The sequence below is a fragment of the Nocardia sp. AB354 genome, assembly GCF_049538315.1.
GTDB classification, from domain to species: Bacteria; Actinomycetota; Actinomycetes; order Mycobacteriales; family Mycobacteriaceae; genus Nocardia; species Nocardia nova.
Map to the genome: position 1 here is coordinate 311,791 of NZ_JBMVFU010000006.1, position 24,959 is coordinate 336,749.

General features: G+C 66.8%; 26 protein-coding genes. 10 read left to right on the forward strand and 16 right to left on the reverse strand.

From position 1 onward, the window contains the following. Positions 1-235 precede the first annotated feature (235 nt). The 4 genes from ACPCUW_RS11865 to ACPCUW_RS11880 are packed head-to-tail and all read right to left on the reverse strand — an operon-like array spanning position 236 to position 5,431. On the reverse strand, positions 236-1,510 hold the full coding sequence (locus ACPCUW_RS11865; RefSeq protein ID WP_423424763.1) for a CHAT domain-containing protein: 1,275 nt from the start codon (positions 1,508-1,510) through the stop codon (positions 236-238). Next, positions 1,507-3,027, reverse strand: a complete 1,521-nt coding sequence (locus tag ACPCUW_RS11870) for a tetratricopeptide repeat protein (RefSeq protein ID WP_423424764.1) — start codon at positions 3,025-3,027, stop codon at positions 1,507-1,509. The genes ACPCUW_RS11865 and ACPCUW_RS11870 overlap by 4 nt, the downstream gene beginning before the upstream one ends. Continuing rightward, positions 3,027-4,037: a hypothetical protein gene (locus tag ACPCUW_RS11875; RefSeq protein WP_423424765.1), complete on the reverse strand. Its 1,011-nt coding sequence runs from the start codon at positions 4,035-4,037 to the stop codon at positions 3,027-3,029. Before ACPCUW_RS11875 ends, ACPCUW_RS11870 begins: the two co-directional genes overlap by 1 nt. Continuing rightward, positions 4,034-5,431, reverse strand: a complete 1,398-nt coding sequence (locus tag ACPCUW_RS11880; RefSeq protein ID WP_423424814.1) for a hypothetical protein — start codon at positions 5,429-5,431, stop codon at positions 4,034-4,036. The genes ACPCUW_RS11875 and ACPCUW_RS11880 overlap by 4 nt, the downstream gene beginning before the upstream one ends. Positions 5,432-5,579: 148 nt before the next feature. Between ACPCUW_RS11880 and ACPCUW_RS11885 the strand changes: the two genes are divergently transcribed. From ACPCUW_RS11885 to ACPCUW_RS11900, 4 genes are all read left to right on the forward strand, one after another. After that, the gene (locus tag ACPCUW_RS11885; RefSeq protein WP_423424767.1) at positions 5,580-6,113 is read left to right on the forward strand and encodes a lipoprotein LpqH; all 534 of its coding nucleotides are present in this window, start codon (positions 5,580-5,582) and stop codon (positions 6,111-6,113) included. A gap of 17 nt (positions 6,114-6,130) precedes the next feature. Beyond that, positions 6,131-6,934, forward strand: a complete 804-nt coding sequence (locus ACPCUW_RS11890) for a hypothetical protein (RefSeq protein ID WP_423424768.1) — start codon at positions 6,131-6,133, stop codon at positions 6,932-6,934. Between the two features lie 127 nt (positions 6,935-7,061). Further along, on the forward strand, positions 7,062-8,423 hold the full coding sequence (locus ACPCUW_RS11895) for a DUF2252 domain-containing protein (protein ID WP_423424769.1): 1,362 nt from the start codon (positions 7,062-7,064) through the stop codon (positions 8,421-8,423). Between the two features lie 247 nt (positions 8,424-8,670). Next, on the forward strand, positions 8,671-9,642 hold the full coding sequence (locus ACPCUW_RS11900) for an acyl-CoA thioesterase (protein ID WP_423424816.1): 972 nt from the start codon (positions 8,671-8,673) through the stop codon (positions 9,640-9,642). On the opposite strand, the gene ACPCUW_RS11905 is transcribed toward ACPCUW_RS11900, so the two are convergent. Beyond that, entirely contained in the window at positions 9,639-10,244 is a 606-nt protein-coding gene (locus ACPCUW_RS11905; RefSeq protein WP_423424770.1) for a TetR/AcrR family transcriptional regulator, read from the reverse strand. The genes ACPCUW_RS11900 and ACPCUW_RS11905 overlap by 4 nt on opposite strands. A 113-nt stretch (positions 10,245-10,357) precedes the next feature. On the opposite strand from ACPCUW_RS11905, the gene ACPCUW_RS11910 reads away from it, so the two are divergent. After that, positions 10,358-11,104 (forward strand): SDR family oxidoreductase, encoded by a 747-nt coding sequence (locus ACPCUW_RS11910; protein WP_423424772.1) that lies wholly within the window; start codon positions 10,358-10,360, stop codon positions 11,102-11,104. Between the two features lie 8 nt (positions 11,105-11,112). On the opposite strand, the gene ACPCUW_RS11915 is transcribed toward ACPCUW_RS11910, so the two are convergent. Then, positions 11,113-11,949 (reverse strand): enoyl-CoA hydratase/isomerase family protein, encoded by an 837-nt coding sequence (locus tag ACPCUW_RS11915; RefSeq protein WP_423424773.1) that lies wholly within the window; start codon positions 11,947-11,949, stop codon positions 11,113-11,115. A 17-nt stretch (positions 11,950-11,966) separates the two neighbouring features. Next, positions 11,967-12,737, reverse strand: a complete 771-nt coding sequence (locus tag ACPCUW_RS11920; RefSeq protein WP_030512966.1) for an SDR family NAD(P)-dependent oxidoreductase — start codon at positions 12,735-12,737, stop codon at positions 11,967-11,969. A gap of 240 nt (positions 12,738-12,977) precedes the next feature. Between ACPCUW_RS11920 and ACPCUW_RS11925 the strand changes: the two genes are divergently transcribed. Beyond that, the gene (locus ACPCUW_RS11925) at positions 12,978-14,666 is read left to right on the forward strand and encodes an SEL1-like repeat protein (protein ID WP_423424775.1); all 1,689 of its coding nucleotides are present in this window, start codon (positions 12,978-12,980) and stop codon (positions 14,664-14,666) included. Positions 14,667-14,773: 107 nt separating this feature from the next. After that, positions 14,774-15,577 carry a DUF1460 domain-containing protein gene (locus tag ACPCUW_RS11930; RefSeq protein ID WP_423424776.1) on the forward strand — a complete coding sequence of 268 codons (804 nt, stop codon included), beginning with the start codon at positions 14,774-14,776 and terminating at the stop codon, positions 15,575-15,577. A 26-nt stretch (positions 15,578-15,603) separates the two neighbouring features. Here the strand turns inward: ACPCUW_RS11930 and ACPCUW_RS11935 are convergent, their stop codons facing one another. The 4 genes from ACPCUW_RS11935 to ACPCUW_RS11950 all read right to left on the reverse strand — a co-directional run bounded on the left by ACPCUW_RS11935 (position 15,604) and on the right by ACPCUW_RS11950 (position 19,027). Next, positions 15,604-15,852, reverse strand: coding sequence for a hypothetical protein (locus tag ACPCUW_RS11935; RefSeq protein ID WP_195074443.1), 249 nt, complete (start codon positions 15,850-15,852; stop codon positions 15,604-15,606). Positions 15,853-16,082: 230 nt separating this feature from the next. After that, a complete protein-coding gene (locus ACPCUW_RS11940) occupies positions 16,083-16,973 on the reverse strand; it encodes an HNH endonuclease (protein ID WP_423424777.1) in 891 nt (296 codons plus the stop codon). 108 nt (positions 16,974-17,081) lie between these two features. After that, complete coding sequence (locus ACPCUW_RS11945; RefSeq protein WP_423424778.1) at positions 17,082-17,681, reverse strand: GNAT family N-acetyltransferase; 600 nt, start codon at positions 17,679-17,681, stop codon at positions 17,082-17,084. After that, entirely contained in the window at positions 17,678-19,027 is a 1,350-nt protein-coding gene (locus ACPCUW_RS11950; RefSeq protein ID WP_423424779.1) for a helix-turn-helix domain-containing protein, read from the reverse strand. The genes ACPCUW_RS11945 and ACPCUW_RS11950 overlap by 4 nt, the downstream gene beginning before the upstream one ends. Before the next feature lie 233 nt (positions 19,028-19,260). Here ACPCUW_RS11950 and ACPCUW_RS11955 point away from each other — a divergent pair, with 233 nt between their 5' ends. Beyond that, positions 19,261-19,656, forward strand: coding sequence for a hypothetical protein (locus tag ACPCUW_RS11955; RefSeq protein ID WP_423424781.1), 396 nt, complete (start codon positions 19,261-19,263; stop codon positions 19,654-19,656). 388 nt (positions 19,657-20,044) lie between these two features. Here ACPCUW_RS11955 and ACPCUW_RS11960 read toward each other — a convergent pair whose 3' ends face one another. Both ACPCUW_RS11960 and ACPCUW_RS11965 read right to left on the reverse strand, forming a co-directional pair. After that, a complete protein-coding gene (locus ACPCUW_RS11960) occupies positions 20,045-21,562 on the reverse strand; it encodes a DUF222 domain-containing protein (protein WP_423424783.1) in 1,518 nt (505 codons plus the stop codon). Between the two features lie 170 nt (positions 21,563-21,732). Continuing rightward, entirely contained in the window at positions 21,733-22,002 is a 270-nt protein-coding gene (locus ACPCUW_RS11965; protein WP_423424785.1) for a pyridoxamine 5'-phosphate oxidase family protein, read from the reverse strand. Positions 22,003-22,055: 53 nt separating this feature from the next. On the opposite strand from ACPCUW_RS11965, the gene ACPCUW_RS11970 reads away from it, so the two are divergent. Beyond that, a complete protein-coding gene (locus tag ACPCUW_RS11970) occupies positions 22,056-22,550 on the forward strand; it encodes a LysR substrate-binding domain-containing protein (RefSeq protein WP_423424817.1) in 495 nt (164 codons plus the stop codon). 54 nt (positions 22,551-22,604) lie between these two features. Here ACPCUW_RS11970 and ACPCUW_RS11975 read toward each other — a convergent pair whose 3' ends face one another. Continuing rightward, complete coding sequence (locus ACPCUW_RS11975; RefSeq protein ID WP_423424786.1) at positions 22,605-23,291, reverse strand: hypothetical protein; 687 nt, start codon at positions 23,289-23,291, stop codon at positions 22,605-22,607. Between the two features lie 103 nt (positions 23,292-23,394). On the opposite strand from ACPCUW_RS11975, the gene ACPCUW_RS11980 reads away from it, so the two are divergent. Further along, the gene (locus tag ACPCUW_RS11980) at positions 23,395-24,144 is read left to right on the forward strand and encodes a TetR/AcrR family transcriptional regulator (protein WP_305778891.1); all 750 of its coding nucleotides are present in this window, start codon (positions 23,395-23,397) and stop codon (positions 24,142-24,144) included. A 51-nt stretch (positions 24,145-24,195) separates the two neighbouring features. Here the strand turns inward: ACPCUW_RS11980 and ACPCUW_RS11985 are convergent, their stop codons facing one another. Both ACPCUW_RS11985 and ACPCUW_RS11990 read right to left on the reverse strand, forming a co-directional pair. Then, positions 24,196-24,513, reverse strand: a complete 318-nt coding sequence (locus ACPCUW_RS11985) for a hypothetical protein (protein ID WP_146098620.1) — start codon at positions 24,511-24,513, stop codon at positions 24,196-24,198. 138 nt (positions 24,514-24,651) lie between these two features. Further along, complete coding sequence (locus ACPCUW_RS11990) at positions 24,652-24,927, reverse strand: hypothetical protein (protein WP_146098619.1); 276 nt, start codon at positions 24,925-24,927, stop codon at positions 24,652-24,654. Positions 24,928-24,959 lie beyond the last annotated feature (32 nt).

The following is a 24,959-nucleotide window of genomic DNA, read 5'->3' on the forward strand; positions in this document are numbered from 1 at the left end:
TCACGCTGCGTGACGACCCGCCGGGCAGTGTGCCCGGCGGGTCGTCGTGTTCAGGGGGCCACTCGGGCCGCGCCGGTTTCCGTGCTCGACGACGCCGGGACAGGCCGGGCGGTGCGTCGTGCGCGCTGCGATTCGCCAGGGCTGCAAGCGGATCGGCCTCTTCGCGTACCGAGTAGATGACGTTCTATTGCGGCGCCGCATCGATAGTCCCGACGCGGTGTGTCGTATTGCCCGCTCAGCTCCCGGCGTCGACGGTGGCGAATGCCGCCCACAGTAGCGGTGAGTCCGCCACAGCACCCGTCTCACGCCAGGCGGCAAGTCGTTCACGTTGCCACTTCGCCAGGGCGGCAACCGGTTCGGCCTGTTCGTGCGCGGCATCGACCGCGCAGATGACATCCTGCAGCGGCGTCGCGTCGGTGGCGCCGGCGAACCGCTGGAATGCCAGGTCGGTGGGCAGCGGCCAGCGGGTGGCGGTGACGAGTTCGGCGCCGCCGTGGATCATCGCGGCGACCAAGCCCAGTGCCTCGGTGAAGCGCAGGTCGCCGCCGCTCTCGCACGCGATCAGCGCGACTCGGCTCGGAATCGGCCAGAGTTGCGGTCCCGCAACGGGTTCGGGCTCGAGCGTATGAGTACCCAGCAGCAGATCCTTGGCCGACAGCGGGCGATGCGTGCGCAGCGGCCGGGCGAAACCGGTGGTGTCGGCGGTGCAGGCGAGGTGCAGTCCGGCGTTCTCGCTCAGACCGGATTCCGGACGTTCGGCGGTGACATGGCCGACGTAGACCAGCCGGGCGGCCCCGTCCCGCAGTAGCGCGCTCAGGCGGGCCCGGTCGAGATCGGTGCGCCGGAAGGCGTGCAGCGGGTCGTCGATCAGCGGTCGGAATCGCTGTCGCGCAACATATTCGGATACCCGCTCGGTGAGAGGCGAGCTGGAATTCATCCGCCCGAGCACCGAACCGAGCTCGGAATCGGCCCGGAATCCGGGCACACGCGGATCGAGCACCGCGACCACCGGCATATCGCGGTCGTCGGCCCATCGGCGCGCGGTGCGTCCGGGCGCGTGGACGATGCTCGCCGGTGCGAGCAGGCCGAGATCCGCGATATCGATCAGCCGCAGGGCCGGATCGGGCGCGATGATCTCCCACGGCACCTGCGCGACCCGCGGTGACGGCTGCAGCCGGATACGCGGGCGAATTCCGCGCACGAGCAGGTCGTGCAGTTGGATCGCGAGCGCCTGCGGAAGCAACGCACGGCTGAGTGCCTGCGCCAGTGCGTATTCCGATTCACGATCGGCGAAAGCACCGGTGGTGAGGGCTTGTTCGAGTCCGCCGGGACGAGCGGGATCGGGCAGCGCCGCCGCGAGCCGGCGCACCGCGGCGTCGATGTCGGCGCCGGGCAGCATGGCCACACCCGCGCTCGCGGTATCCCCGAGCCAGCGCCAGGACATGTACAGATCGCCCGCATCGGCCATCCGCACGATCACCGTCGGTCGCGCACCGGGTGCCTCGTTCATATCGCCAGTACCCGATCTTCCCGGACGGTCCGGCCGTACCGGTGTTCGGCGGCGGTGATGTAGGTGTCCAAGGCGATGTGACCATCCGGGGATACCGACAGCCGTGGCGGTGGCGCAACGGGCAACCCGGCCGCGGCGGCAACCTGGGCCAGCGCCGAGCCCAGCTGCAGGGAACCGGCGCCGGGACTGTCGAGTTCGTCGCCGGGTGCCGGTATCGGGTCGAACGGAAGCCGCGGCGGTCCGCTGTCGGCGGCGGTATGGCTGTCGAAAGAAGTTCCAGCGCATACGGTTTCGACCAGATCGGCGATCAGCTCGCCGTTACCGCACAGGTAGGCGAAGCGGAACGCCAGCCGCGCGGCGGGCGCGGCCATCTCACGATTCCACCGCTCCCGCTGGGTTCCGTTGGTGAAGCTGTAGCGCACCGCGTCGATGGCGATGGCGGAGGTGACGGCCAGATCCCGAGCGAGGGCGAGTACCTCCTCGGGCGGCGGCGTGACCATATCGCCGATGAGCGATTCCCACAGCGCGGCATGCCAGTAGTCGACCCGCGCGCACTGCAGGCCGAGCCCGCGCACGGCGTAGATCTCGTACGCGGCCGCGAGCTGCGCCTGTCCCTCATCGACTCGGCCGTGCGCGAAATCCAATGTCGCCAAACGGATTCGAACGCCGGCGGTTTCGAGCGCGGCCCCGGATCGCTCGAACGATGTCAGCGCCCGGCGATACAGCTGTTCGACGTGATCGAGGTCGCCGTGCCGTTCGGCGAGATAGCCCATCAGCTGTAGCCCCAGTCCGGCGCGATAGCCGAGGCCGGCCCGCTCGACATACTGCTGGGCCGCACGAAGATGCGGCTCGGCGTCGTCGGGGCGGCCCAGCCGGGCGTACATCATCGCGAGCGTCTGCCGGGATTCGGCCGCCGCGTTCCCGTCGCCGGCGGCCTCGAATGCGGCGAGGGCCTGGTGGGCGAAGTCGAGCCCGAGCTCGCCGCGACCGGATTCGAAGTGGGCGGCCGCGAGATTGCCGAGCGGGTAGCCGCGCAGCTGCGGCGCGAAGCGCGTGGCGAACTCCAGTGATTCGGTGGCCAGCTCGATCGCCCGCGCCCACTGACTGCGATGCATCGCGACGGCGGTGAGCGAGACCAGGCACGACACCCGCAACGTCGACAGGTCACTGTGGCCGGTGAGGAGGTCGCGCGCCTGTTCCAACGCCGTGTGCGCGGCGTCGAGATCACCCACGTGTTGCAGTGCCTGCGAATAGTTGACGAGCGTGGATGCGCGCTTTTCCGTCGCGTCGCCGGGGATTTCGGTGAGCGCGGCGCGGAATCCGGTGATGGCACCCGCGTGGTCGCCGAGTTCGTCGCGCATACTCGCCGCATTGACCAGCGCGCTGACCCGGACGCCGCCGGTGGTGGTGTGTGCGGCGTGCTCGAATATCCGCAGGGCCTCGGTGACCTCGCCGCGGGCATAGGCCGCGGCGCCCTCGTGGAGCAGTTCGAGGCCGGGCGGGGGAGTGTCGGCCATCAGAAGTCCGTATCCGATGCCGCGGCCACGCGCTCGGCCTCGAGCAGCAGCTCGGACCGATCGGGCGAGCGCAATCGCGCCACGACGAATTCCCTGATCCGCTGCCGCTGTGCCGGGCCGTACCCACTGTCCGCCGCGCCGATGGCAGGCCCGACGCCGGGCACGTAGATATCCACGCGCACAACATTGTCCGCGTCGATGGGCGCCCCACCGATCCAGGTATCACCGTTCGGCTGCAGCCCGAAATCTGTCGGCGCGGCGGTGGTCACCACGCGAGCCCGGGGCCACAGATGCCCGGGCAGACCGGCATCGACGTGCGGAGCCGCCGTCGCGCGCACCTCGACCGTCGTACTGCCGGACTCTCTGGTCAGACGCCACGAGACGGCGAATTCCGAGGCATCCAGCACGCCCGGGGGACACCGGCGCCAATCCCAGCCCGAGGTGCCGGTCGCCAGCACCAATCCGGTGCGCCCGGGGCCGGCGGGACCGGCCGCCAAGGCATAGTCCTGCCGGCGCGCCGCGGTCGCATCGAACGAGGGAGCCACCGGCGACGGTTGTGCGTCGGCCCCGTCGACGATCGATTCGCAGACTTCGGTGAGAGACGCGATGTCCCCGCCGAGCACCTCGGAATCGAGCGCGGGAATGCCGTCGATGGTGGAGGCGGGCCACCAGTGCGCGGCCCAATGCGCATAGCCGAGTCGCCTTGCGGCCTCGGCTAATTCGGGACGGGCCGGTGTCGCGTGCAGCTCTCCCGACCGGCCGTCGGCGACAGCGAGTGCCACCGGTTCGCCGTACACGGCCCACAGCCACTCCTGTGCGGCATCCGGATCGTGCAGCACCGCCGCCGGAACTGTCTGCTCGGACAGCAAACCCCACGACAGATGACCGCCGATCACCTCGAGAACCAGCGCATCGAGTCCGGGCATCGCGTCGTGGACGGTGGGAGCACCGGCCGGTGAGATGACGACGACCTCGTCGTCACGGTGCAGGAATACGGTCTCGGGCATCATCCGGCCCTCGATTCCAGCGAATCATCCATGCCTGCAAAGGAATTGGCGGTCAGTGCCTTCCGTACCCGGGCGCGGTGATCGAGGATGACCGAGCGTGCGACCCCGTCGAGCAGATCCCACAGCTCGGCTGTCTCCGGCGCGGTCGGTGACATGAATGCGCCGCGAACATCGCGCCCGTGCAGGCGAACCCACAGCCGCCGCAGATACGAACGCCAGGGACGGCGAAGCTCGGCCGCGATCACGGCGAGCGGATCGGACGGCTCCCCGGTGTCGTGCACGGCGAGGCGGCGTGCCTGCAGTACATACGCCTCGCGGCGCCACCTCCCGTTGATCGCCCGATGCGCGGCGGTGCTGCCGCGCAGAACAGAAACACCTTGGCGTGCAGAATTTTTCGACACCATGTCGCCGCCGCTCGAGGCCACCGGCTCGCTCTCGGGCGACCCACGGGTTCCGGTGACAGGTGCCAGGCCCCGTGCCAGTGCCACTCCCGCTGCCGCTGTCACCCGAAGTGATTCGTCGAGCAACGCCCACGGCGCGCAACTCCGGGCGATCTCCTCGGTCACCAGTTCCGGGATCGTGGGCAGGTCCGAGCGCTCGGTGGAGGCTTGTAACACCGTGAAGACACGTTCGTAGATGGTGCGGTCGAACGGCAGCGCCAGTGTCGCGGTCGATGCCCCGGTGCCGAGCGCGGGGGCGACCGGCAGGCGGTGCGCGGTCAGGCCCAGCTCCTGCGCCGAGTCTCCGGAAGTGTTGTGCCACAGCGCAATTCCTGTGTGCGTCCCTGCTCGCTCCGTGATCAGGGTTCGCAGTTCCCGGGCGGCGTCGTCGGCTCGGGCGGTGGCGCACGAATCGAGTAGTGCTGCGAGCGCGGTGGTGTGGTCGGCGATCGCGGGCGCGGAATGCGGTCGCCGGCGCCACGCGGTATCGATCAGCGCCGCGAGTTCATCGGCCGTGGACCGATCGGTGAGATGGTCCTTCAACGCCTGCGTGGTGCGCCCGGCTGTGAGGTGATGGATGTCGTGCAATGTGGCTGTGGCGGTGGGCCGGTCGCGTACCGGATCCGGTGCCCCGGACACCGTCGCCAGCTCGAAACAGCGCTGGAAGTACAGGTCCTGCGGATTGCCGTCGGTGATGCGCAATGCCCGTCGGACCTGCTTGAGCAGGGTGAACCAGGCCGCGGTCGCGCGCAGGACATCGGCGGCGGCATGGACGCGGGCCGCGAGCAGCGTGGCGCCGTCCGCGGTGAGTATCGGGCCGGCGCAGGCGGGGTGCTGGACAGGCCGGATCACCAGCGGGTCGAGGATCAGTTTCACGGTGCGGCGCAACGGTCCACCCTGGGCGCCGCTGAGCGCCTCGACGCCCTCGATACCGCGCCACACCTCGTCGAGCACCATGGCGCGCGGTCGTCGCATTCGGTCAGATTAACCGACCGCCGCTGCCCGGGCCCGAAACCTGGGATCGGTAGGTGGCGAACCGTTCCTACTTTGTGAACAACGGCCCGATCACAGGGCCGGACTCACCGAGAACGAAGGAACGAACACCATGCGTACCAAGCAGATCCGGATCGCCGCCGCCGCCCTCGCCGCCGCCGGTCTCACCCTGGCCCTCGGCGCCTGCGGCGACTCCGGCACCGCCGCCCCGGCATCGACCACCGCGGCGCCCGCGACCCAGGCCCCCACGGGCGGTAAGTCGGCGGCCCTCGTCGACGGCAAGGCGCTGAGCGCGAACTTCGACACCACCTGCGCCCAGCACGCCGGAACCCTCGCACTGGCACTGAACGATGCCGCCAACTCCACCTACGGCCGGCTGACCGTCAGCGCCACGCTGACCGCGGGCGGCGACACCGTGCAGGCCGTCGCCATCGGCGGCAGCAAGGGCGGCACCTCCGGTATGCCGTATGCCGTCGGTTTCGGCAACGGCCAGCCCGGCGGCTCGGCCACCGTCAGCAAGGACGGCAAGACGTACAAGATCACCGGTGAGGGCGTCGCCGCCCCGGATATGACCAACCCGATGGCCGGGCCCGCCACCGCGAAGTTCGAGCTCACCTTCGCCTGCTCCACCATCGTCAACGGCTGAGCAGGGGAGGAATCGTCATGCGCACCACAGCACGAGCCGGGGCCGTCGCATTCGAGGTCTTCGCGGTCGGCGTCTACCTCTGGCACGGGCTCACCTATCGAGCCGACAGTCCGTGGGAACCGGGTTTCGCCGCTTGGCTCAACGGTTTTCTGGCACTGCCGATCATCGCGTTCACCACGGTGGTGATGGTCTTCGTGTTCACCGGCGAGGGCGTGCTGTCGGCGCTCACGGGTCGCAACAGCGCGGAGTTCCGCGATGGCCTACTCGGCCTGGGAACCGTCAAGTCGGTTCGCGAGACGGGGGTGAGCGTGAACGATCAGCCGCAGCTGCGCATCGAGTTCAGCGTCGAGGGCGCCCGGGGCGAGATCTTCGACTCGGCCGCCAAGATGATCGTGCCCCTCGCCGAACTGGCCCTGCTGCGCCCCGGCGTCGTGCTTCCGGTGCGCTATCTGCCCGGACGGACCGACAAGGTGGAAGTCGACCGATCCGGCGACAGCGCCTCGGCGCAGCAGGCGATGAACGAATCGATGATCCGCAAGGGAGTGACCACGCGGGCCAAGCTCGATATCGCCGGCCGCGGCGTCGCCGCGCAGGCGGTCGTGCAGTCGCTGTCGGTGCCCGGCGAAATCCGCAACGGCTACGCGAAAATCGACCTCGGTCTCGCGGTCACCCGGCCCGACGGCAGCACCTTCAGCACCCACGCGGAGAAGTTCCTTCCGCCGACGAGCGTCTCGAATGTGCAGGTAGGGCGGATCGTGCAGGTGCACTACCTGCCGGAGAACGAGCAGGAGGTCGTCATCGCGATCCCGCTCAACGCATGAGCCGCGGGGTGTGCCGCCCTTCGCAGAACCAGTGCTGCGGAGGGCGGCACGGTCGTGTCGGCGGCAAGCGGATCACGGTGGTCGCCAGATGGTTGCCACAAACGCGTTCCGGGGCAAAACTTGGTGGATGACGAATACGGTGGCCGGCCCGGTTCCCAGCGAATCCCTATCCGTGGGACGTGCGGTACGAGCCGGCGTCCCCCGCTCGTCGCTCGCCGAATTCCGTCCGGCACCGGATCGCGATCCCGTCGCGATCCTGCAGCGGCAAGCGGAAACCCGGCTTCCCGACCTCGTCCCGATCCGCTATGCGCGTATGGCGGCCGGCGAGTTCCCGTTCCTGCGCGGCGCTCCCGCGATCATGGCGGCCGACCTGGCCACCACCCGCAACACCGGTCTGACCGTCCAGCTCTGCGGTGACGCGCACCTGTCCAACTTCGGGGTCTTCGCGTCACCCGAAAGATCACTGGTGTTCGACCTCAACGATTTCGACGAAACCCTGCCGGGGCCGTTCGAATTGGATGTGAAGCGCTTGGTCGCCAGCATCGCCGTGGCCGCCCGTGCCAACGGCTACGAGGACGGCGACGCCCGCGAACTCGCGCGCACCGCCGCATCGGCCTACCGGCAGTGCATGCGCCGCCTGGCCGGTCTCGATTCGCTCGAGGTGTGGTACGAACGGGTCGAGGCCGACACCTTGACCGATTTGGTGCGAAACCCCAAGCAGCGCAAAGACGTAACGAAATCTCTCGATGCCGCCCGCAAACGCACCAGCTTGCAGGCGTTGCGCAAACTGACCGAGCCCGGTCCCGGCGGTGAGCCCCGTATCCGATTCCAGCCGCCGCTGCTGGTGGCCCTCGACCCGCCCGAGGCCGGCGCCGTCGACAAGGTCTTCGCCGAGTACTGCCGGACGCTGCCCGAGGAACGCCGCGTGCTGGTCAACCGCTATCGCATCGTGGATTTCGCGCGCAAGGTCGTCGGAGTCGGCAGCGTCGGCACCCGCTGCTACGTGCTGCTGCTGGTCGACCGCGATACCGGTGGACCGCTGTTTCTCCAGGTCAAAGAAGCCGAATCATCGGTGTTGGCACCGTATCTGGCGCCCGGACCGTTCCACCAGGAAGGTCACCGGGTGGTCCACGGCCAGCGTCTGCTGCAGACCGCGAGCGACATCTTCCTCGGCTGGACCGCAGGCCCCGGCGGCCGCTACTTCTACGTCCGGCAGTTGCGGGATATGAAGGGCAGCGCCGATATCGAGAACATGACCCGATCGGGCCTGCGCGATTACAGCGCCCTGTGCGGCTACACCCTCGCCCGGGCCCACGCCAGATCCGGCGACCGCATCGCGATCGCCGACTATCTCGGCGGGGGAGAGAGCTTCGACAAGGCGATGGGCGAATTCGCCCTCACCTATGCCGACCAGACCGCCGCCGACCATCGAGAACTGTTGCGCGCCATCGACTCCGGACGGGTGCAAGCGGCGGCGAACCCGTATTGAGACTGCGCGCGCCCGGCTCCGTTGATCGAGGGTGGTTCGGGTCTCGGCGCGACTGACGTGTGCAGTCCGGGCGTGTTTCGCCTGGGAAGTCGGTTACTCGCCCGTATGGCATGCGGCCTCTACTGTGCTCCAGGACAACGGTGTCAGCGAATCGACCGCACGTCCCCCGAACGGAATTGTCGCTGTGCCCGACACACTCACCGCTACCGAACCCGCCGCCCACTCGACCGGATCTCGCGCCGAGGTCATCCACCGGTTTCTCGTCAAGCCGGCCGACGCCGGCATTGTCGGCACGGTGGACGGCGGCAAGCTTCTCGAATGGATCGACAAGGTCGCCTACGCGGGCGCCGCCCGGTGGAGCGGTCACTACTGCGTCACCGCCTACGTCGGCAATATCCACCTCGACCGTCCCATCGAGGTCGGCGAGTTGGTCGAACTGCACGCCACTCTGGTCCATACCGGCCGCACCAGCATGCACATCCTGGTCACCGTCTATTCGACCGACCCGACCCGCGTGAAGCCGGTCCAGAGCGCCCAGTGCCTGACCATCTTCGTCGCCGTCGACGACGAGCGCCGCACCGTCGAAGTGCCGCAATGGAATCCGACCACGGCTCTGGAACTGCGGCGGCACCGGCAGGCGAAGGTCAGGATCGTCGTCCGCAAGGAAATCGAAGCCGCGATGGCCGCCCAGCGCTACACCGCCGAAGGGACGGCGCCGAGCGCGACCCTGCGCTTCCTCGCCGCCCCCTCCGACATCAACTGGGGCGGCAAGGTCCACGGCGGCCGCACCATGCAGTGGATCGACGAAGCGGCCTACGTCTGCGGCGCGAAGTGGGCCGGCCAGCACGTCCTCACCTCGTACTTCGGCGGCATCCGCTTCTACCGCCCGATCGTCATCGGCCACGCCGTCGAGGCGACGGCCCGGCTCATCCACACCGGACCCCGCAGCATGCACATCAGCGTGCACGTCACCTCCACCGATCCGCATTCCGGCGAACCGGAACTGGCGGCCCACGGACTGGCCGTCGTCGTGGCTCTGGACCCGGATGCCAAAGCGCGCTCGATCCGGCAGTGGATTCCGGCCTCCGACGAGGACGTCGCCCTGGACGCCCACGCCCGTCACCTGATCGGGTTGCGTTCGCTGGTCGAGGATTTCACGCCCGCAGACGCCGTTCCGGAAGACGCCGAGCCCAACCATTTCCGGATCACGCCGAACTAGGACGGCGTCCGGAGGCCGTCCATCACGATGTCGAGCATGCGCCGGGTGCGGTCATCCCACATATCGTCGAGATCGATCCGCCACAGGAACCCGACCATGAGCAATACCTCGTCGGGGGTGACGTCGCGGCGCAGCGAACCGTTACGCACACCCGCATCGAGCAGCGACCTGATCGCGGCGACGACCGGTCCGTAACCCTCGTCGGCGAGTTCGGCGTGCATCGCGGTATGAAGTGCGCCGGCGAGTCCGTGCTTGATGCGACCGTATCGCGCGAGCCGGTCGAACCAGAGGCGCAGCGCAACTGCGGGCGGGTGCTCGGTGAGAAGCTGTGGAGCGGCGTCGACGAGTTCTCGGACGTCATTTCTGTGCACGGTCATGACGAGCGCTTCGCGGGTGGGAAAATGCCGATACAGCGTGCCTTGCCCGACGCCTGCGGCCTTCGCGATCGCGTGCATCGAAGCGTCGCCGTCGGCATCGAGCGCCGCTCGCGCGGCCTCGATGATCAGTGCGCGGTTGCGTTCGGCGTCCCGGCGTCCCGACCGCGCCGCGCGCACGGGAGATGCGTTGTGTGCCGCCTGTTCTGGTCGACTCGCCTTCGTCATCACCGCTCCGTCTGTTTCGGTACAACCCTATATCGATTGCGAAACGGACAGTTGTCCGCTACTGTCGAGGACAGTTCCGGACAATTGTCCGTTTTATCGTACCGGGAGGTCACATGACGGAACCGCACGCCGGCGGCGGCATCCAGGGCAAGATTGTCGCGATCACGGGAGCGAGCAGTGGGATCGGTGCGGCGATCGCCGAGTACTTGGCCGAACGGGGCGCGGCCGTCGTGCTCGGTGCGCGACGCCAGGACCGCCTCGCCGAAGTGGTCGCGCGCATCCAGGCGAGAGGCGGAATGGCATTCGGCCTCGGTGTGGATGTGCGTCGCAGGGAGGATCTCGCGCGGCTCGTCGCGGCGGCGCAACAGCGGTACGGGAGCCTCGACGTACTCGTCTCGAATGCCGGCAGCATGGCGATCTCCAAATTCGACGAGCTGCGACAGGACGACTGGGACGACATGGTCGCCACGAATCTGACCGGAGTGCTCAATGGGATCGGTGCGGCCCTGCCCGTGTTCCGTGCGCAGGGGGCGGGGCATTTCGTGCACATGGCGTCGACCTCGGCGCATCGGATCGTTCCCACGCAGGGCGTATACGCAGCGACGAAGACCGCGGTCCGCGTGCTGTCGGAGGCGTTGCGGCAGGAGGCCGGTCCCGGCCTGCGCGTCACGGTCGTGTCGCCGGGCATGACGAATACCGAAGGAGTGCGTTCGGGTTCGATCGACGACGAGTACGCCGCCCGGATTCAGGAAATCGCGCAGCCACCGGCCGCGATCGCGCGTGCGGTGGCGTTCGCGATCGAACAGCCCGCCGATGTCGATGTGGGGGAAGTGATCGTCCGCCCGACCGCGCAGAGTTAGCTACGCGATCACAGTGGCCCCCAAGCGAACTCGGCCCCTTCGCGAAACGCTCCGAACGATTCCGCGAGTTCTCCGGTGGCGCTGCACATCACCTGAGTCCGGTTCTCGATGTCGAGGGCGTGGCGCAGACTCGGCGCATCCACCGTCTGCCACATCGTCTCCTTGGTCATCCACACCGCGAGCGGGGAATGGGCGGCGATCTCCTCCGCCTTGGCGATCGCCCGGCCCAGTAGTTCGTCCTCGTCGACGACCTCGAGTACCAGCCCGATCCGCTCGGCCTCCTCGGCGTCGAAAACCCTTCCGGTGAGCAGCAATTCGGCCGACCGTGACGCGCCCACCAATCGCGGCAGGTGATAGCTGGTGCCCATATCGCAGGCCGAGATCCCGTGCCGGATGAACACCGCGCCGAACCGGGCACTACGACTCGCGTACCGGATATCGCAGGCCAGCGCGAGCGCGAACCCACCACCGACCGCGGCCCCGTTCACCGCCGCAATCACCGGCTGCCGCAGCCGGTGGATCTTCTCGAACGCCGAGGCCATCAACTCCTGGCTCGCGTAGATCTGCGCGACCGGCGACTGCGCCGCACCCAGCAGCGCCGCGGTCGGACTCGCATCGGTGGCCGTGAAATCCTCCGGCTTCGACTTCAGATCCGCTCCGGAGGAAAACCCCGCTCCCGCGCCGGTGATGACCAGCGCCCGCACCTCCGGCTTCCCGTTCACCTCGTCGAGTACCCGATGCAGTTCGGCGACGGTCTGGTTGTCCAGCGCATTGCGCCGGTGCGGCCGGTCGATGGTCAACACCACGACACCCGAGGACCGGTATTCGATATTCAGCGCGGACATGCCTGCCTCCTTCGCGTTCAGCGCGGAACGGTGCCGCCGTCGATGACGAACGTCTGTCCCGTGATGAAACTGCCCGCGTCCGAACACAACAGCAGCGCGGGCCCGACCAGCTCGTCCGGCTCACCGAGCCGCCGCAGCAACGGTGCCGCGGCCATCGCGTCCACCACTTCCTGCGGATTGTTGCGGACCATATCGGTATCCACCGCACCCGGCGCGATCGCGTTCACCCGAATCCCGTCGGCGGCGAATTCGGCGGCCATCGAGCGAGTGAACGACAACAACGCCGCCTTTCCCGCCGAGTACATCGCCAGCCCGCCGGAGAACCCGAACGCCCCGATCGACGCGAAGTTCAACACCGCCGCATGTTCGCTTTCCCGCAGATACGGCAGCGCGGCCTGCACCAGGAACAACGGCCCCTGCACATTCACCGCGAACGACTTGTCCACCGCCGCCTTCTGCATCACCGCCAACGGCTGAGCCAGCGCATTCGCGGCATTGTTGATCACGATGTCGACCCCGCCGAACCTCTCCACCGTCTGCGCGACCAACGCCTGCACCCCCTCGACCTCTCCCAGATGAGTCGGCACCCCGATAGCCTCGGCCCCCAACTCCCGCAGCCGCTCCACCGCCTTCTCACAAGCCTCCGGCTTCCGGCTGGCGACAACGACATTCGCCCCCGCACAAGCCAACCCCTCGGCCAGCGCGAGCCCGATACCCCGAGTACCGCCGGTGACGATCGCGGTCCGCCCGCTGAGGTCGAAAAGTTTCTGGAATGAGTCGCGGTCCACGGGATGAGCCTCTCTGCTGATGTCGCTCTGCCGAGCAGAACTGACGACGGTCGCAGCCAGTTCTATCAGGCGAGTCGCGCGGCGTGTTCCGAACGGCGGGGCTCGCCGCGCAGGTCCACGTCCTGTCGCCCGTCCGAGGTTCCGTGCACCGTCGGCACACCGACGTCGGGCGACTCGCTCCCGCGGAGTTGTCGGTGGGCTCCGCAATACTGATCGTGGGGAGAGGCGGGAGGACTCGACATGAACTTCGTTATTACGCTCGTGGCCTCGGCGATAGCGTCGGGAAGCGCTGAAGATGTTGTGGCACAACAGGTTACGGACGCTTACGGCGAGTTGAAGCGACTGATCAGCGATAGATATCCGGACGTGGACGTTTCGGCGCTGGAGCGGAAGCCACATTCCGAAGCCAAGAAGGCGTCGCTGGCCGAGGATCTCTACGATGCCGGTGCGGCGGATGATCGTGCGTTGGAGGCAGCGGCCCAGTGCGTTCTGCGCGGAGTGGACGCGGCGGTCCTGGGGCTTCCGGACGCAGCGCCTGCCGGAGCGGAGGAGTCGACAAGATCCGCCGCCCTGTTCGGCGGGGCCGTCGCGGCTGAAGACACGGGGCGTATGCAGGAGGCTGAAGCCCTGTACCGACGCGCCGCCGACAATGAGCATCCCGGCGCGATGAACAACCTTGGGCTGCTTCTGGAAGATACGGGTCGGTCGCCCGAAGCCGAGGGGTGGTTTCGCCGCGCCGCAGACCTCGGGAACGCCAATGCCATGTCGAACCTGGCGGTGAGGTTGCGTGATGCCGGGCAGGTGGCGGAAGCCGAAAGATGGTTTCGCCGCGCCGCAGACCTCGGCCACGTGACGGCGATGAACAACCTTGCCCTACTCTTCGAGGCGACGGAACGTCCCGAATGTGCCGACGAGTGGTTCCGCAAGGCAGCCGACGCCGGGCACACCGGCGCGATGACCACGCTGGGCGTTCTGCTGGAGAAGCAAGGACAGATCGAGGAAGGCGAGGTCTGGTACCGCCGAGCCGCCGACACCGGCGAGCCCAACGCGATGTTCAACCTCGGGTTGCTTCTCGAAGACGCCGGCAAGGCCGAGCCCGCCGAGCTGTGGATCCGCCGCGCTGCCGACGCCGGCCATGTCACTGCCATGTTCAACCTGGGCGTGCTCGCGGACGACTCGGGCCGGACACAAGAGGCAGAAACCTGGTGGCGCAAGGCCGCCGACGCCGGTCACCCCAAGGCGATGTTCAACCTGGCGATCACGTTGGAGGAGACGGGCAGGCCGGAGGACGCCGAAACCTGGTATCGGCGGGCCGGCGAAGCCGGACATCCGGCCTCAGTGCTTAACCTGGCCTGCACATTGCGGCAGACGGGTAGGCAACGCGAGGCCGAGACCTGGTATCGAAAGGCCGCCGATGCCGGGAACGTGGCAGCGATGTTCGACTTGGGCTTGTTACTCGAAGCCTTCGGCGAAGTGGGGGAGGCCGAGTCGTGGTACCGCAAAGCCGCCGAGGCGGGCGAAGCCGTTGCGATGACCAACCTGGGCGCACTGCTGATGGAATCGGGCCGGTCCGAGGAGGGCGAGTGGTGGTACCGCAAAGCCGCCGAGGCGGGACGTCCCGTCGCCATGTGCAACTTGGCGGTCGCGATGGAGAGGACCGGCCGTATGACGGAAGCCGAAACGTGGTACCGCCGCGCCGCCGAGACCGGTCATCCCAGAGCGATGTTTCTCCTCGGCGGCGTCCTCGAACAGCGAGGACGAACCGACGAGGCCGAAACATGGTGGCGCAGGGCGGCCGACGCCGGCCACCCCGGCGCGATGTCCGGTCTGGCCTACCTATTCGCGATGGCCGGCCGTGTCGACGCCGCCGAAACCTGGAGGCGCAGAGCCGCCGCCGCGGACGAGCTCGGCGCTACTCCCATGCGGTGACGAGCCCCGTTCCGCTCGGCATCCCCTGATGAGAACAGCAGTCCGGAGCGGCCGCCACCTGGTCTACGGTGGATACCGGCCATTCCACTCGTCACCCGGGAGGTGTCTTGCACTCCACCCGCATACTGCCGGTCCTGCTCGTTCTGGTAGCCGCGGCACTCCTGCTGCCTACGCGCGCAAGCGCCGACGCCGCCATCGACGACATCACCTCCCACCGCATCGACGAACTCGTCGCATTGCGCGCCGGCGCGACCGGAGCGAGCAAAGGCGAACTACTCGACCTGCTGTCCCGACAATTCCTGGGCACCCCCTACGCCGCGAACACCCTCATCGGCTCGGCAACCCAGCCCGAACAACTCGTCGCCGACTTCCGCCGGGTGGACTGCTTCACCTTCCTCGACTACGTGGAGGCCCTGAGCCGAACCACCGACCGAAACCGCTTCGAAGCCAACCTGATCGACACCCGCTACGCGGGCGCTCGAGTCGACTACACCCACCGCAAGCACTTCTTCACGGACTGGGCGCAGGTTGCCGATGTCGCCGCCACCGACAACACCGGGAGTTTGTCACCCGCCGCAATCACGGTGCCCAAACACCTCAACGCAAAGGGCGACGGAGGTGTCTATTTGCCAGGCATCCCAGTAGTCGACCGCGCCATCACCTACATCCCCAGCGTAGCGGTCGACGAGGGCGTCCTCAGCGGGCTCCGAACCGGCGACTACATCGGCGCCTACGCCGACCAACCCGGCCTCGACGTCACCCACGTCGGAATCCTCATCAACACACCGACCGGCCCGGTCTTCCGAAACGCGTCCTCCCTCGCGGTCAACAACAAGGTGGTGGACACCCCGCTAGGCGAGTATTTGCAAAGTGTTCCCGGGATAGTGGTGTTGCGCCCACGACCGGCGTAGATCGCCAACGGCTCCGTTGGACGCAGTCAGTCCCACCAGTTGAAGATGGCTTGCCCGAGGGTATGCGGGTTCCAATACCGGACTTGTTCGAGTTCGGCTGGTCCCAGCTCCGAGAGATCGAAATCCGTTAGCAGCCGGCCTAATTCATGTCGTGACAACACCTCGAACCGGGAGAGGGACTTGAACGCGCCGGCAAGGTCAGGATCGTCGGAGAAGGTCAGCGTCAGCTCATAGGAAGGCATCGGCTCGGCGATCGCGACCAGCGGCGCATACATGTTGCATACTACGGTTCGTTCAGTACCCGAGTAGGCGATGGTGCACCGAAAGAAGTTGCCGGACAGGCTAGTGGAAGGCGGTGGAGAGACAACCCCTCCGGCTATTCGTGCCACCGCGTAGCAAGCATTGCGGAACTCGCTCTCATCCAACCGATCCAACGGTAGTTCTCCGACCTGCCGGAAGCCAGTTATTCCACGAGGTAGGCGCATCAGGACAGTCTTCCGCGGTGCTATGCCGCCCGGAATGCCGCAAAGCGCTCGGCGAGGCGCTCTTTCGAGGGTCTTTCGTCTCGGTGGGCCGGAACTATCAACTGCCGTCGGTGCATCTCCTGCAGCCCGTGCTTCAACATGGGCCCATCAGTTTCGTTCAGCAAGTCACTGTTGATGTGCACCAGGTAATCAGGCGATATACCGAGGTAGTTGACGTCATACGCTGCATGGTGAATCTTGCATAGAGTGAGTCCATTATCCACGGTGGCCGTCCCGTTAGGCTGGCCATCAGCAGTGATGTGGGCGGCGTCGAGCAGCTTGATCCTCTTGAGGCTGCACACAGCACATTGGTTTTTGTATGCCGTCAGTACGCGGCTGCGAAACTCAGGTTGATGAAGCCGCTGCTTGGTTACTCTGTCTACATAACGGCGCTCGTCCGGCTTCAGGTCGAAGGGGTCATCGAATCGGCGAATTTCTTCGTCGATTGCGATTAGGAACCTTCTATTCGGCCTGTCGTCAGCAATGACGTACACAGGGAATACGGGCATGTACACGCTCGGACGGATCTTGCGGAAGAAAATGAGCGGTAAGCCGAGATCGAGCGCTCGGCGTAGCTTCGTGTTGTCGCCCTCCACTGCGTCTTGTTGGTAGTCGTACGAGAGCAGAGAGTCGCTGATCTCCTGGTCGGCATATCGGCGGCCGGTAGGATCGGACACGATGGCAAGCGTCGCCAGCAGGTCCCTGGGATTCCAAATACCCTTTGCAACGTCGATTAGCCGCCGATGGTGGTCGCCAACCCAGAAGGAGTTCAACTCTTGCCGGGTGAAGGCCCGATCCCCCTTAGCCTCGATGGCTTTGTTGAGGTGATCGAACACCATCTGGCGAAGTTGCCTCTCGACGTCGCTTGTCATGTGTGAAGTGTGCCATGTTCGGTTCGCCGGCGTTGGTCGTCGTTGGTCACGAGTCTGTGCCAGACCTGTTTGGGCACAGGGAATCTCGACGATTTGCGCTGTTGGACGTCACGAGACGACTCGTTGCTCGTTCCGTTCGTAGATGAGGACGTCGAACCGAGGTGCCGAAGGCCAGTCCGGCCGAAGGGCCCCAACCTTCTTCCAACCCCATTGTAGGTACGTCTCGTAAGCTCGGGTGTTGTCGGGGCGTACGAGCAAAGTTGCGCGGGCTTCGGCCCGATTGTGAAGAAGTTCATCGTGCAGCGAGCGGGCAATCCCCTTGCCCGTGAATTTCTTACGCACCATGAGCTCGCTCAACGCGAACGTCCGGCTCCCGGTTTCGTAGGTGAAGGCCTCTGCATCGCCCTCGTCCAGTTGCAGTCCCGACCACCACTTGCTGTTGCCTCCCAGAGGCCATCCCCACGCCTGGCCGACGGGCTCGTCGGCTGTACGCGCCATTACGAGTTCGAAGCCCGTTCGGCTCGGGTCGGTGTAGGTGTCGAAGCGGTGCATGAATGCTTCGGGCGCTTCGAATTCTTCGCCGGATTCGATGGTGTCGATGTAGGAATCTCGGAAGATCTGCTCGACTTGGTCTCGGACCGCTCGTGCTTCGGCGGCCGTGTAGTGCTGGAAAGTCAGGCCGGCGATCGAAGGTGGGTCGGCACTCATGAGACGCCTATCGCTTGGCGCTGAAGATTGTCGTAGCGCCTGGCGAATTCGTCATCGGGGATGATGTCCGCGGTCGCGCGGACCGGGGCCAGCAATCGTAGGGTGCGTGTGGAGGATATGGTGCTCTCCAGTTCGGTCAGGACGGAAAGGCCGTGGGCCACGGCACTGTTGATGTCGCCCGTCCTGCCGAGTGCTGCGGCCAAACCCGCGCGGTAATTGGCGCGGTTGCGGATTCCGGTCTCCGCTGTGTCTTCGTCGGCGACCAGCAGGGCCAATGCCTTCTCGGGCTCGCCGAGGTCGCCCAGCCCGCGGGATTCTTGTGACCGAATCTCGCTCGCGTTCACGAATCGTAGCCATCGCGGGCATTCGGAAAGTGGTTCGTGGGCGATGGCGGCGTCCAGTTCGCGCCACGCGGTCGCAACTGCACGATCGAATGCCATCTTGTCGCGCAGGATTGCGTGGGCCAGTGCTTCGCGGATCGCGATCAGGGCGTGAATTCGGCCGGGCGGTCGGCCACGGGTGAGTTGGCGTGCGCGCTCCAGATGGGCGAGTGCACGGTGCGGGCTGCCATCCCCGGTTCGGCTGAGTGCAATCGATTGATGTGCGGCGTTGAGGCATACGTGGACTGTCAGATCGTTGTCACCGGCCTGATTGGCCAGTGCGAACGCGTCGGCGTAGCACTGGCGGGCGAGTGGGTGGAGGTCGGCGTCATAGGCCATCCAACCGGTGATCGTTGCCAATTCGCCGGCGGCACTCATGAACAGGCATCCAGCCCGATCGGAAAAGGCGCCGGTTTCGAGCAGCCGCTTGGCGATCGCGAGGTCTCGGAGGCCGGTCATCACAAGAGGGGTGCCGCCGACAGCCTGCTCGCGCCGAGCGAGTTCAGTCACGCGTTCGGCCAACCGGCGGGCGTCGCCTACCCCAACAGTGTGGGAAAAGCGTGGCGTGTCGGCGGCTGCTGTCAGGGCGGCGACACCCATGAACACTCCGAATTCGCGCCGCTTCACCTCGTCCTCGATTCCGTAGGTGCTCAGCTCATCGTGCTCACCCAGGTTATCGGTTGTGCGGGTCGGAATCGCGGTGTCGCGAACACGATGCGGGAGTTCGTCAGGTGCAACGGCGACGGTGAAGCGATCCCGTTGCTCATCGGTGAGCCGAGACAACTCCACATCCAGCGCTGCGGCCGAATCGCCGCGCACCGGACGCTCATGAGTTGCCCTCTCCCACTTGCGAATGGTCGGCGGTTGAAACCCCAGCCGTTCCGCGAACTGTTCCTGTGTGAGTCGAAGTGCGACCGTGCGAAGAGCACGTACCTCCGCGCCGGTCCATGTGCTGACGATCATCATTGCCCCCGATCGACACCCTCAACGGCCAGTAGCGGAAGCGTATTACTTCGGTGCGGTTCCATGCCTTCGGTTTGTGGCGTTTCTCCGTGAAGCTCGAATCGGCCCCGCCGCCGGGTCGATGTCCGGATATCTGTGACGCCATCCACAACCGGCGGTGATCCTCGGCGGCGGGTGCTTGCCAACGAAAACCGAAGGAGCTGAATGTATCTCATTGTGACCATGGGGAGGTCGGTATGACGCTTCCTACCGCTTATGTTGCGTCGGGTGAACTGCCGGAGGGGCCGCCTCGCGCTCTGGGCTATATCGACCGGACCTTGCCGGGATGGCCGGCGAATGAGCAGCTGGTGCTCGCGCATGCGGTGAAGTTGGGGTACGCGTTGGTGCGGGTGGTGTTTCGGACGGCTGGGGATATCGATGATCCGATCATGCGGCTGCTCGATCGGATCGGTGGATACAACATTGCGGCGGTCGTGGTTCCGAGCGTGGAGCATCTCGGGGAGCGGCTCCGAATTGTGTGCGCGGCATGCGATGTGGAGGCGGTCGAGCCGGAGGTTACCTATGCGCGGGCGCGCCCCACTATTCCTTCGGAGCCGGCTCCGCGTGATTCGAGGGTCGAGTCGGGTGATTGAGATGTCCGGCTGGGGGTTGGTCGCATCGGTGGTGACGGTTGTCGGTGTGGCGGCGTTGGCGGTGGCAGGTGTCTGCTGTGCTTGGCCGGGTGTCGGGGGCGATCAGGGGTTCGGCGAAGCCGCACGTCCTGTTATGAAAGCTGTTGTGCGGCCGGATATCCTGTGGGTCTCCTTGACACATGCCGCCCGGTCATCGGTGCCGACAGTTGCGGAGGCGCACGAGGATATGCAGCTGCACGTGGAATGTGATCCCGGCTTATGCGCTGCGAAGGCGGTAGCGATGAGGACTCTCGTGGCCGCCGGGCGGGTGCGGCCGGACCGATCCCGGCGGCTGTGAGAGTCGGAGCCTTCTTCGCGCACGGCGGTGCGCCCGGCCGGTGGTCGGGTGTCAGGCCGCGCTGGTGTCGGGTGGACGCAGGCGCGACTGCAACCAGCGCTCGTGCTGTTCGCGTTCGCGTTGTCGGCGTTGCAGTCGTTCCTGTTCGTCGCGTAGGTGGATGCGCGTGAGTATCGCTGCCAGGAGTTCATCGGGGTGATGGCGGTGGTTGATGCGGGGTGTCCGACTGGGGTCGATGTGTTCGGGTGCGATCCAGGCGGTGCGGCCCGGGAACGGGGAAAGCTCGTTCTGTGCAACGGTTTTCCAGCCGCCGGGCCCGTCGTGGATCAGGGCGTGGCAGGCGTCGCAGGCCAGGACGAGGTTGGTGATGTCGGTGGGGCCGCCTTTGGCGTAGTCGCGGATGTGGTGGACGGCGCAGAGGCTTGCGGGGGCGTCGCAGCCGGGGCGGGAGCAGCTGCGCAGGGCGGCGATCAAGGCCAGGCGTTGGGTCGGGGAGGCGAGTCGTTTCATGCGGCCGAGGTGCAGGGGGAGTTCGGCGTGGTCGAAGATCGCCAGGTAGGGGCGGGATCGTTCGGCCAGTCGCAGCGCCTCGCGGATCGGCACGACGCCGCCGGTGGCTGTGGTCGCGGAGCCCGAATCCTTCTCCAGGTCTTCGAGTTTCATCGTCAGCACCGTCGTCACTGGCATGCCGCGGTGGCGGCCGAGGTCTTCGGCGATCAAGCCGGAGCGCAGGATCGCGGTGAGTGCGTCGTGGTTGCGTTGGGCGGCGCTGCGGTGATCGGATCGCGCTGCCTCGGCAAGCATCGCCGGGTCGGCGGTGTCGATCTCGACGGCGGGGCTGTTCGGGTCCTCCGGGTTGCAGACGCCGGGGCGTGCGTACTTGGCCAGCAGTGGGTCCAGTAGGGCACGCAGCACCGGGTCGATGTCGCCGCGCACGGGGGACATGCCGTCGGGGCGTTGCCGGCCCACGACGATGCCTCGCATTCGTGCGCGGTCGTGGTCGGTGGTGAGGCGGCCGTCGGGGTCCAGGTGGGCCAGGATTCGGTCGCCGACCTTGCCGATGTCGTCCGGCGAGCCGGATCGCGCGAACTCCGCCAACAGGTGTTCTGCGGCTTCGCGGTCCGCGTCGGCTACGCCTCGGGGCACTCGGTTCATGACCTGCGCGATCCCGCGCACGTGATCGGCGGAGATCTGACCGTGTGTCAAAGCTGCTGCGGTGCATGGCAATTGCGGGTCTCGCACCTGTCCGTCGAGATCGTGGAAGGTTCCTACCCAGCGCGCCGCGTTGACGCGGCTGCCGGCGTCGGCGCTGGATATCCGCAGCGTCTCCATCAGGAACCGCTTCACCGTCTTCGCGCCGGTCCGGGACGGCAGGGATCGCTCCTCGGCTTCGATCAGCAGGCGATGGTGTATCGCTGCCAGTCGGCGCGCGCAACTCTCCACATCCCGCATCGCCTGTATCAGTTGTTCATCCGACAGCGGTATCAGTGATTGTTCGGACAGCTGGGAAACCGCAGCGAGCAGCGGTCTCGCGACCTGCTCGACGTCCTCCCCGGCGTTCGAATGCATGTTCGAATTCTATCAAGTAGGGGTGGGATGTGCATCCCTTCGGTCTGTGTGGATTTCGGAACTCATTCTGAACAAGTGACCGAAAGGGGTTGTGTCGCAGCTGGATTCGCCCGCGCAGGGGCGCAAGGGCTCGAAGGCATCGACAACGCCCAGTGATCCCAACCCACGTCTCAGAGCGGAACAATTCGGCAGTCGTTGCCGCAATCGCCCTCGGCGGATGCCTGCCCGGGTGCGGCGACGCGGTGCAGGATCGCCCGCGTGGGCGCAATGACGAGCCGGTCGTCTTCCAGTGTGCCGAGACCGTCGACGATCAACGAGTATCCCGTCGGTTCTCGCGGCGCCCACACCAGGCTGACCGCCGGGCGGGCCGCGACGTTGTCCCGGGTATGGCTGCCGGGCGCGGGCACGTGCAGTCGGCCGGGGTGTAGAACAGGATGCACCGGCACCACGCGAGGAAGGGAATCATCGCGAGGACGAATCCCACACCGCCGCACTGCTGCGGGAGGGCACGGTGATGGCGGCGGTGACATCGCTGGCCGAACCGGTGACCGGATGTACGGCACGGCTCTTGGGTCTGGCGCGGTACCTGCCGGTCGCGAGCCCGGAATTCGTCGAGCGTCATTTCGCGACAGGGCCTCTGGAGCAGCGGCTTCCCGAGGCGCCGGTCATCGTTTTCGATCGCCGGGACGAGTTGCAGGATCGCTACGTCCGCACCGTCACCTCCGGCAAGGCGGGTGCGAGCCGGCTCCGGCATTACGTACCCACCTCGGAAGGCTTTCGCGACACCATCGTCGCGGGGCTCGGGTGGGGATTGGTCCCCGAAACGCACGCCGACCCACTGCTACGTGCGGACGCCTTACGGAATTTCGCACCGGAGCAATGGGTCGATGTGCCGCTCTACTGGCAGCAGTGGAAGTTGGACGTGCCGGCCCTCGGGCTGGTCGCGCAGACGATCGGCATGGCGGCGGCCGACTATCTTCGACAGTGAAAAGAATTCACTCGCAGGGGTTTCCGTGTTGGAAGCCGAGCCCGGGCGGCTTCGTCAGTCGATCAACTGCGGTGCCACCGTCCGCGAGCCGTCCGCGGCGAGAACGGCTTTCGGCGATGCCGAGGTGAGCAACGCGATTCCCACCGCGAGCAACCAGATGATCGTGAAACCGGAAACCGTTGCGGTAGTGCCCCATCCGTTCGCCGCGTAGAAGTTCGCCGGAGTGTTCCCGAAGAACATCGACGGTGCGAACGCCACGTTCACCACTGCCAGGACCGCGGCCGACCGCCCCGCCCACGCGGGCAGAATCCGCGTGCGCAGAATCGTGACGGCGGCCGTGATCATGAACAGGGCGGTCAGGAGCCGGCTGACCGTTCCGTACAGCACATAGGTGCCGGACACGGTGACGGTGGGATCGATCGGTTCGGTTGCCTGGATCGTGGCGCCGATCTCGAGGCCCATGGAGACGAAAGCGACTGTGGCCCACATCAAACCGGCGGTCGAGGCCAGTGAGCCGAGCCATTCGTAGCGTCGATCGGCGGCCTTCACCAGGTGGGCGAAAGTGGACATGAACACCACCACGCCGAGGAGTCCGACGAGGCCGATCAGGCCGCGGGTCAGGATGTTCCAGTCCGGGGGCGGGCCCTCGTAGACGAAGTAGAGCGGCAGTTCGACGAGCATGAGCGCGGCGCCGCAGACAGCGGCGATACCCGCCGTGCGGCGGAGGGTTTCGGTGTGCACGGAGCGTCCTTCCGATCGGCGGCAATAGTAAGTATATGCCTTATACTATATCGACCATACTAAACTCCGGAAGGATGATTATTCGACGACGGGATGCGCGCTGATGACCGATCGGGAGGTGCCCGACCATCTGGCCCGGCTGTGGCGGCTGCCGGTGGACACCAAGCTCGGCCGTCCGGCCGCACTCGATGTGGACCGGGTGGTGGCGACGGCGATCCACCTGGCCGACCGAGACGGTCTCGCCGCCGCGACGCTGCCGAAAATCGCTGCGGCTCTCGGTGTTACGCCGATGTCGCTCTACCGCCACATCGGATCGAAGGACGAACTGCTGGGCTTGATGTCCGATGCCGGAATGGGTGCGCCACCCGAATTGCCCAGCGGCTCATGGCGTTCGATGCTGCGCGCCTGGGCGTTCGCTCAACTCGAGCGGCACCGCGCCCGTCCCTGGCTCACCGAGCTGCCGATCACCGGACCGCCGAGTGGACCGAACACTGTGGCCTGGATGGACGCCGGGCTGCGCGCACTGCGCGACACCGTGCTGGACTGGCCGGCGAAGGTCGGGGCCATCATGGTGGTCAGCGGATACGTCCGCGAGGCGTTCGTCACCGCCCGCCAACTCGAACACGCCATGGCGGCAGCCGATCTCGACCCGGCCGGCGCCTTGCACGACTACAGCCGTAATCTGCGCGCACTGGTGGATCGAGAGCGGCTGCCCGATATGGCCGCACTGCTGGACTCGGGACTGTTCGACGCCATCCAGCCCGCCGAGGCCGACCCCGCCTCCGACTTCACTTTCGGTCTCGACCTGATCCTCGACGGCGTGGCGGCGACGATCGCCGCGAACAGCCGGTAACGACAAACGGCCCGGCGCCGTGGAGGCGCCGGGCCGCGAATCAGCTGCCGATCAGCTGCTGCCGAACCATCCCGGCGGAACGACCTGACGGAAACCGTTCCAGCCGTTGCCGTGCCGGTCCCACGGGTTGCAGTCGTCGCCGCGGTGGTGGCGGTCCCAATCGCCGCGGTGGTCCCAGTCGCCACGGTCCCGGCCGTCCCACGGGCCGTGCCCGCGACCCGGATGTGCGATCTCGGTGGCCGCCGGGGCGCTCACGACCTCGGCCTGGGCCGGAATGGCAAGCGCGGCAAGCGGCGCGGCCACGATGGCGCCGGCAACGGCGATGCGCGCCGCCGTGCGCTTGGTGCGATGTTCGGTTCTGGCAATCACGGTGAATCCTTCCAATCAGTTACACCGCACGCAGTCTCTCGCAAATCGGACACCGCGTCACGGGTGGTGGCACGAGGTTCAGGGCGGAATCGGCCGCGAGGATGACGGGGACTCAGGGTTGACCCTCAGTCCTGCGATTCAGCTGCTGCCGAACCACCCCGGCGGGTAAACGGGCCTATACCAGGAGTAGTACGGCCGATACCACGAATTCCAGCCGTACAGATAGTCCAGCGGTATCGGATCGAACGGTGTCACCTCCGGGTAGTACCAGCCGACCGAACTCGGCTCGCTCACCGGCGCCTGCGCCGAACCCTGCCCGGCGGTCGCGGTGACCATGCCGATCAGAATCAAGCCCGCTATCGCCGTCCTCGCCAGGATTCGGCGTACCCGGACGGACGTGGCAGTCGCGAACACGACCAGCCCCTTTCAACTCGCTTGTCCCGCAA

Coding starts and splice junctions, on each gene's coding strand:
- ACPCUW_RS11865 (WP_423424763.1), bottom strand. CDS start 1,510: ATGAACGAGGCACCCGGTGCGCGACCGACGGTGATCGTGCGGATGGCC.
- ACPCUW_RS11870 (WP_423424764.1), bottom strand. CDS start 3,027: ATGGCCGACACTCCCCCGCCCGGCCTCGAACTGCTCCACGAGGGCGCC.
- ACPCUW_RS11875 (WP_423424765.1), bottom strand. CDS start 4,037: ATGATGCCCGAGACCGTATTCCTGCACCGTGACGACGAGGTCGTCGTC.
- ACPCUW_RS11880 (WP_423424814.1), bottom strand. CDS start 5,431: ATGGTGCTCGACGAGGTGTGGCGCGGTATCGAGGGCGTCGAGGCGCTC.
- ACPCUW_RS11885 (WP_423424767.1), top strand. CDS start 5,580: ATGCGTACCAAGCAGATCCGGATCGCCGCCGCCGCCCTCGCCGCCGCC.
- ACPCUW_RS11890 (WP_423424768.1), top strand. CDS start 6,131: ATGCGCACCACAGCACGAGCCGGGGCCGTCGCATTCGAGGTCTTCGCG.
- ACPCUW_RS11895 (WP_423424769.1), top strand. CDS start 7,062: ATGACGAATACGGTGGCCGGCCCGGTTCCCAGCGAATCCCTATCCGTG.
- ACPCUW_RS11905 (WP_423424770.1), bottom strand. CDS start 10,244: ATGACGAAGGCGAGTCGACCAGAACAGGCGGCACACAACGCATCTCCC.
- ACPCUW_RS11910 (WP_423424772.1), top strand. CDS start 10,358: ATGACGGAACCGCACGCCGGCGGCGGCATCCAGGGCAAGATTGTCGCG.
- ACPCUW_RS11915 (WP_423424773.1), bottom strand. CDS start 11,949: ATGTCCGCGCTGAATATCGAATACCGGTCCTCGGGTGTCGTGGTGTTG.
- ACPCUW_RS11925 (WP_423424775.1), top strand. CDS start 12,978: ATGAACTTCGTTATTACGCTCGTGGCCTCGGCGATAGCGTCGGGAAGC.
- ACPCUW_RS11935 (WP_195074443.1), bottom strand. CDS start 15,852: ATGTATGCGCCGCTGGTCGCGATCGCCGAGCCGATGCCTTCCTATGAG.
- ACPCUW_RS11940 (WP_423424777.1), bottom strand. CDS start 16,973: ATGACAAGCGACGTCGAGAGGCAACTTCGCCAGATGGTGTTCGATCAC.
- ACPCUW_RS11945 (WP_423424778.1), bottom strand. CDS start 17,681: ATGAGTGCCGACCCACCTTCGATCGCCGGCCTGACTTTCCAGCACTAC.
- ACPCUW_RS11950 (WP_423424779.1), bottom strand. CDS start 19,027: ATGATGATCGTCAGCACATGGACCGGCGCGGAGGTACGTGCTCTTCGC.
- ACPCUW_RS11955 (WP_423424781.1), top strand. CDS start 19,261: ATGACGCTTCCTACCGCTTATGTTGCGTCGGGTGAACTGCCGGAGGGG.
- ACPCUW_RS11960 (WP_423424783.1), bottom strand. CDS start 21,562: ATGCATTCGAACGCCGGGGAGGACGTCGAGCAGGTCGCGAGACCGCTG.
- ACPCUW_RS11980 (WP_305778891.1), top strand. CDS start 23,395: ATGACCGATCGGGAGGTGCCCGACCATCTGGCCCGGCTGTGGCGGCTG.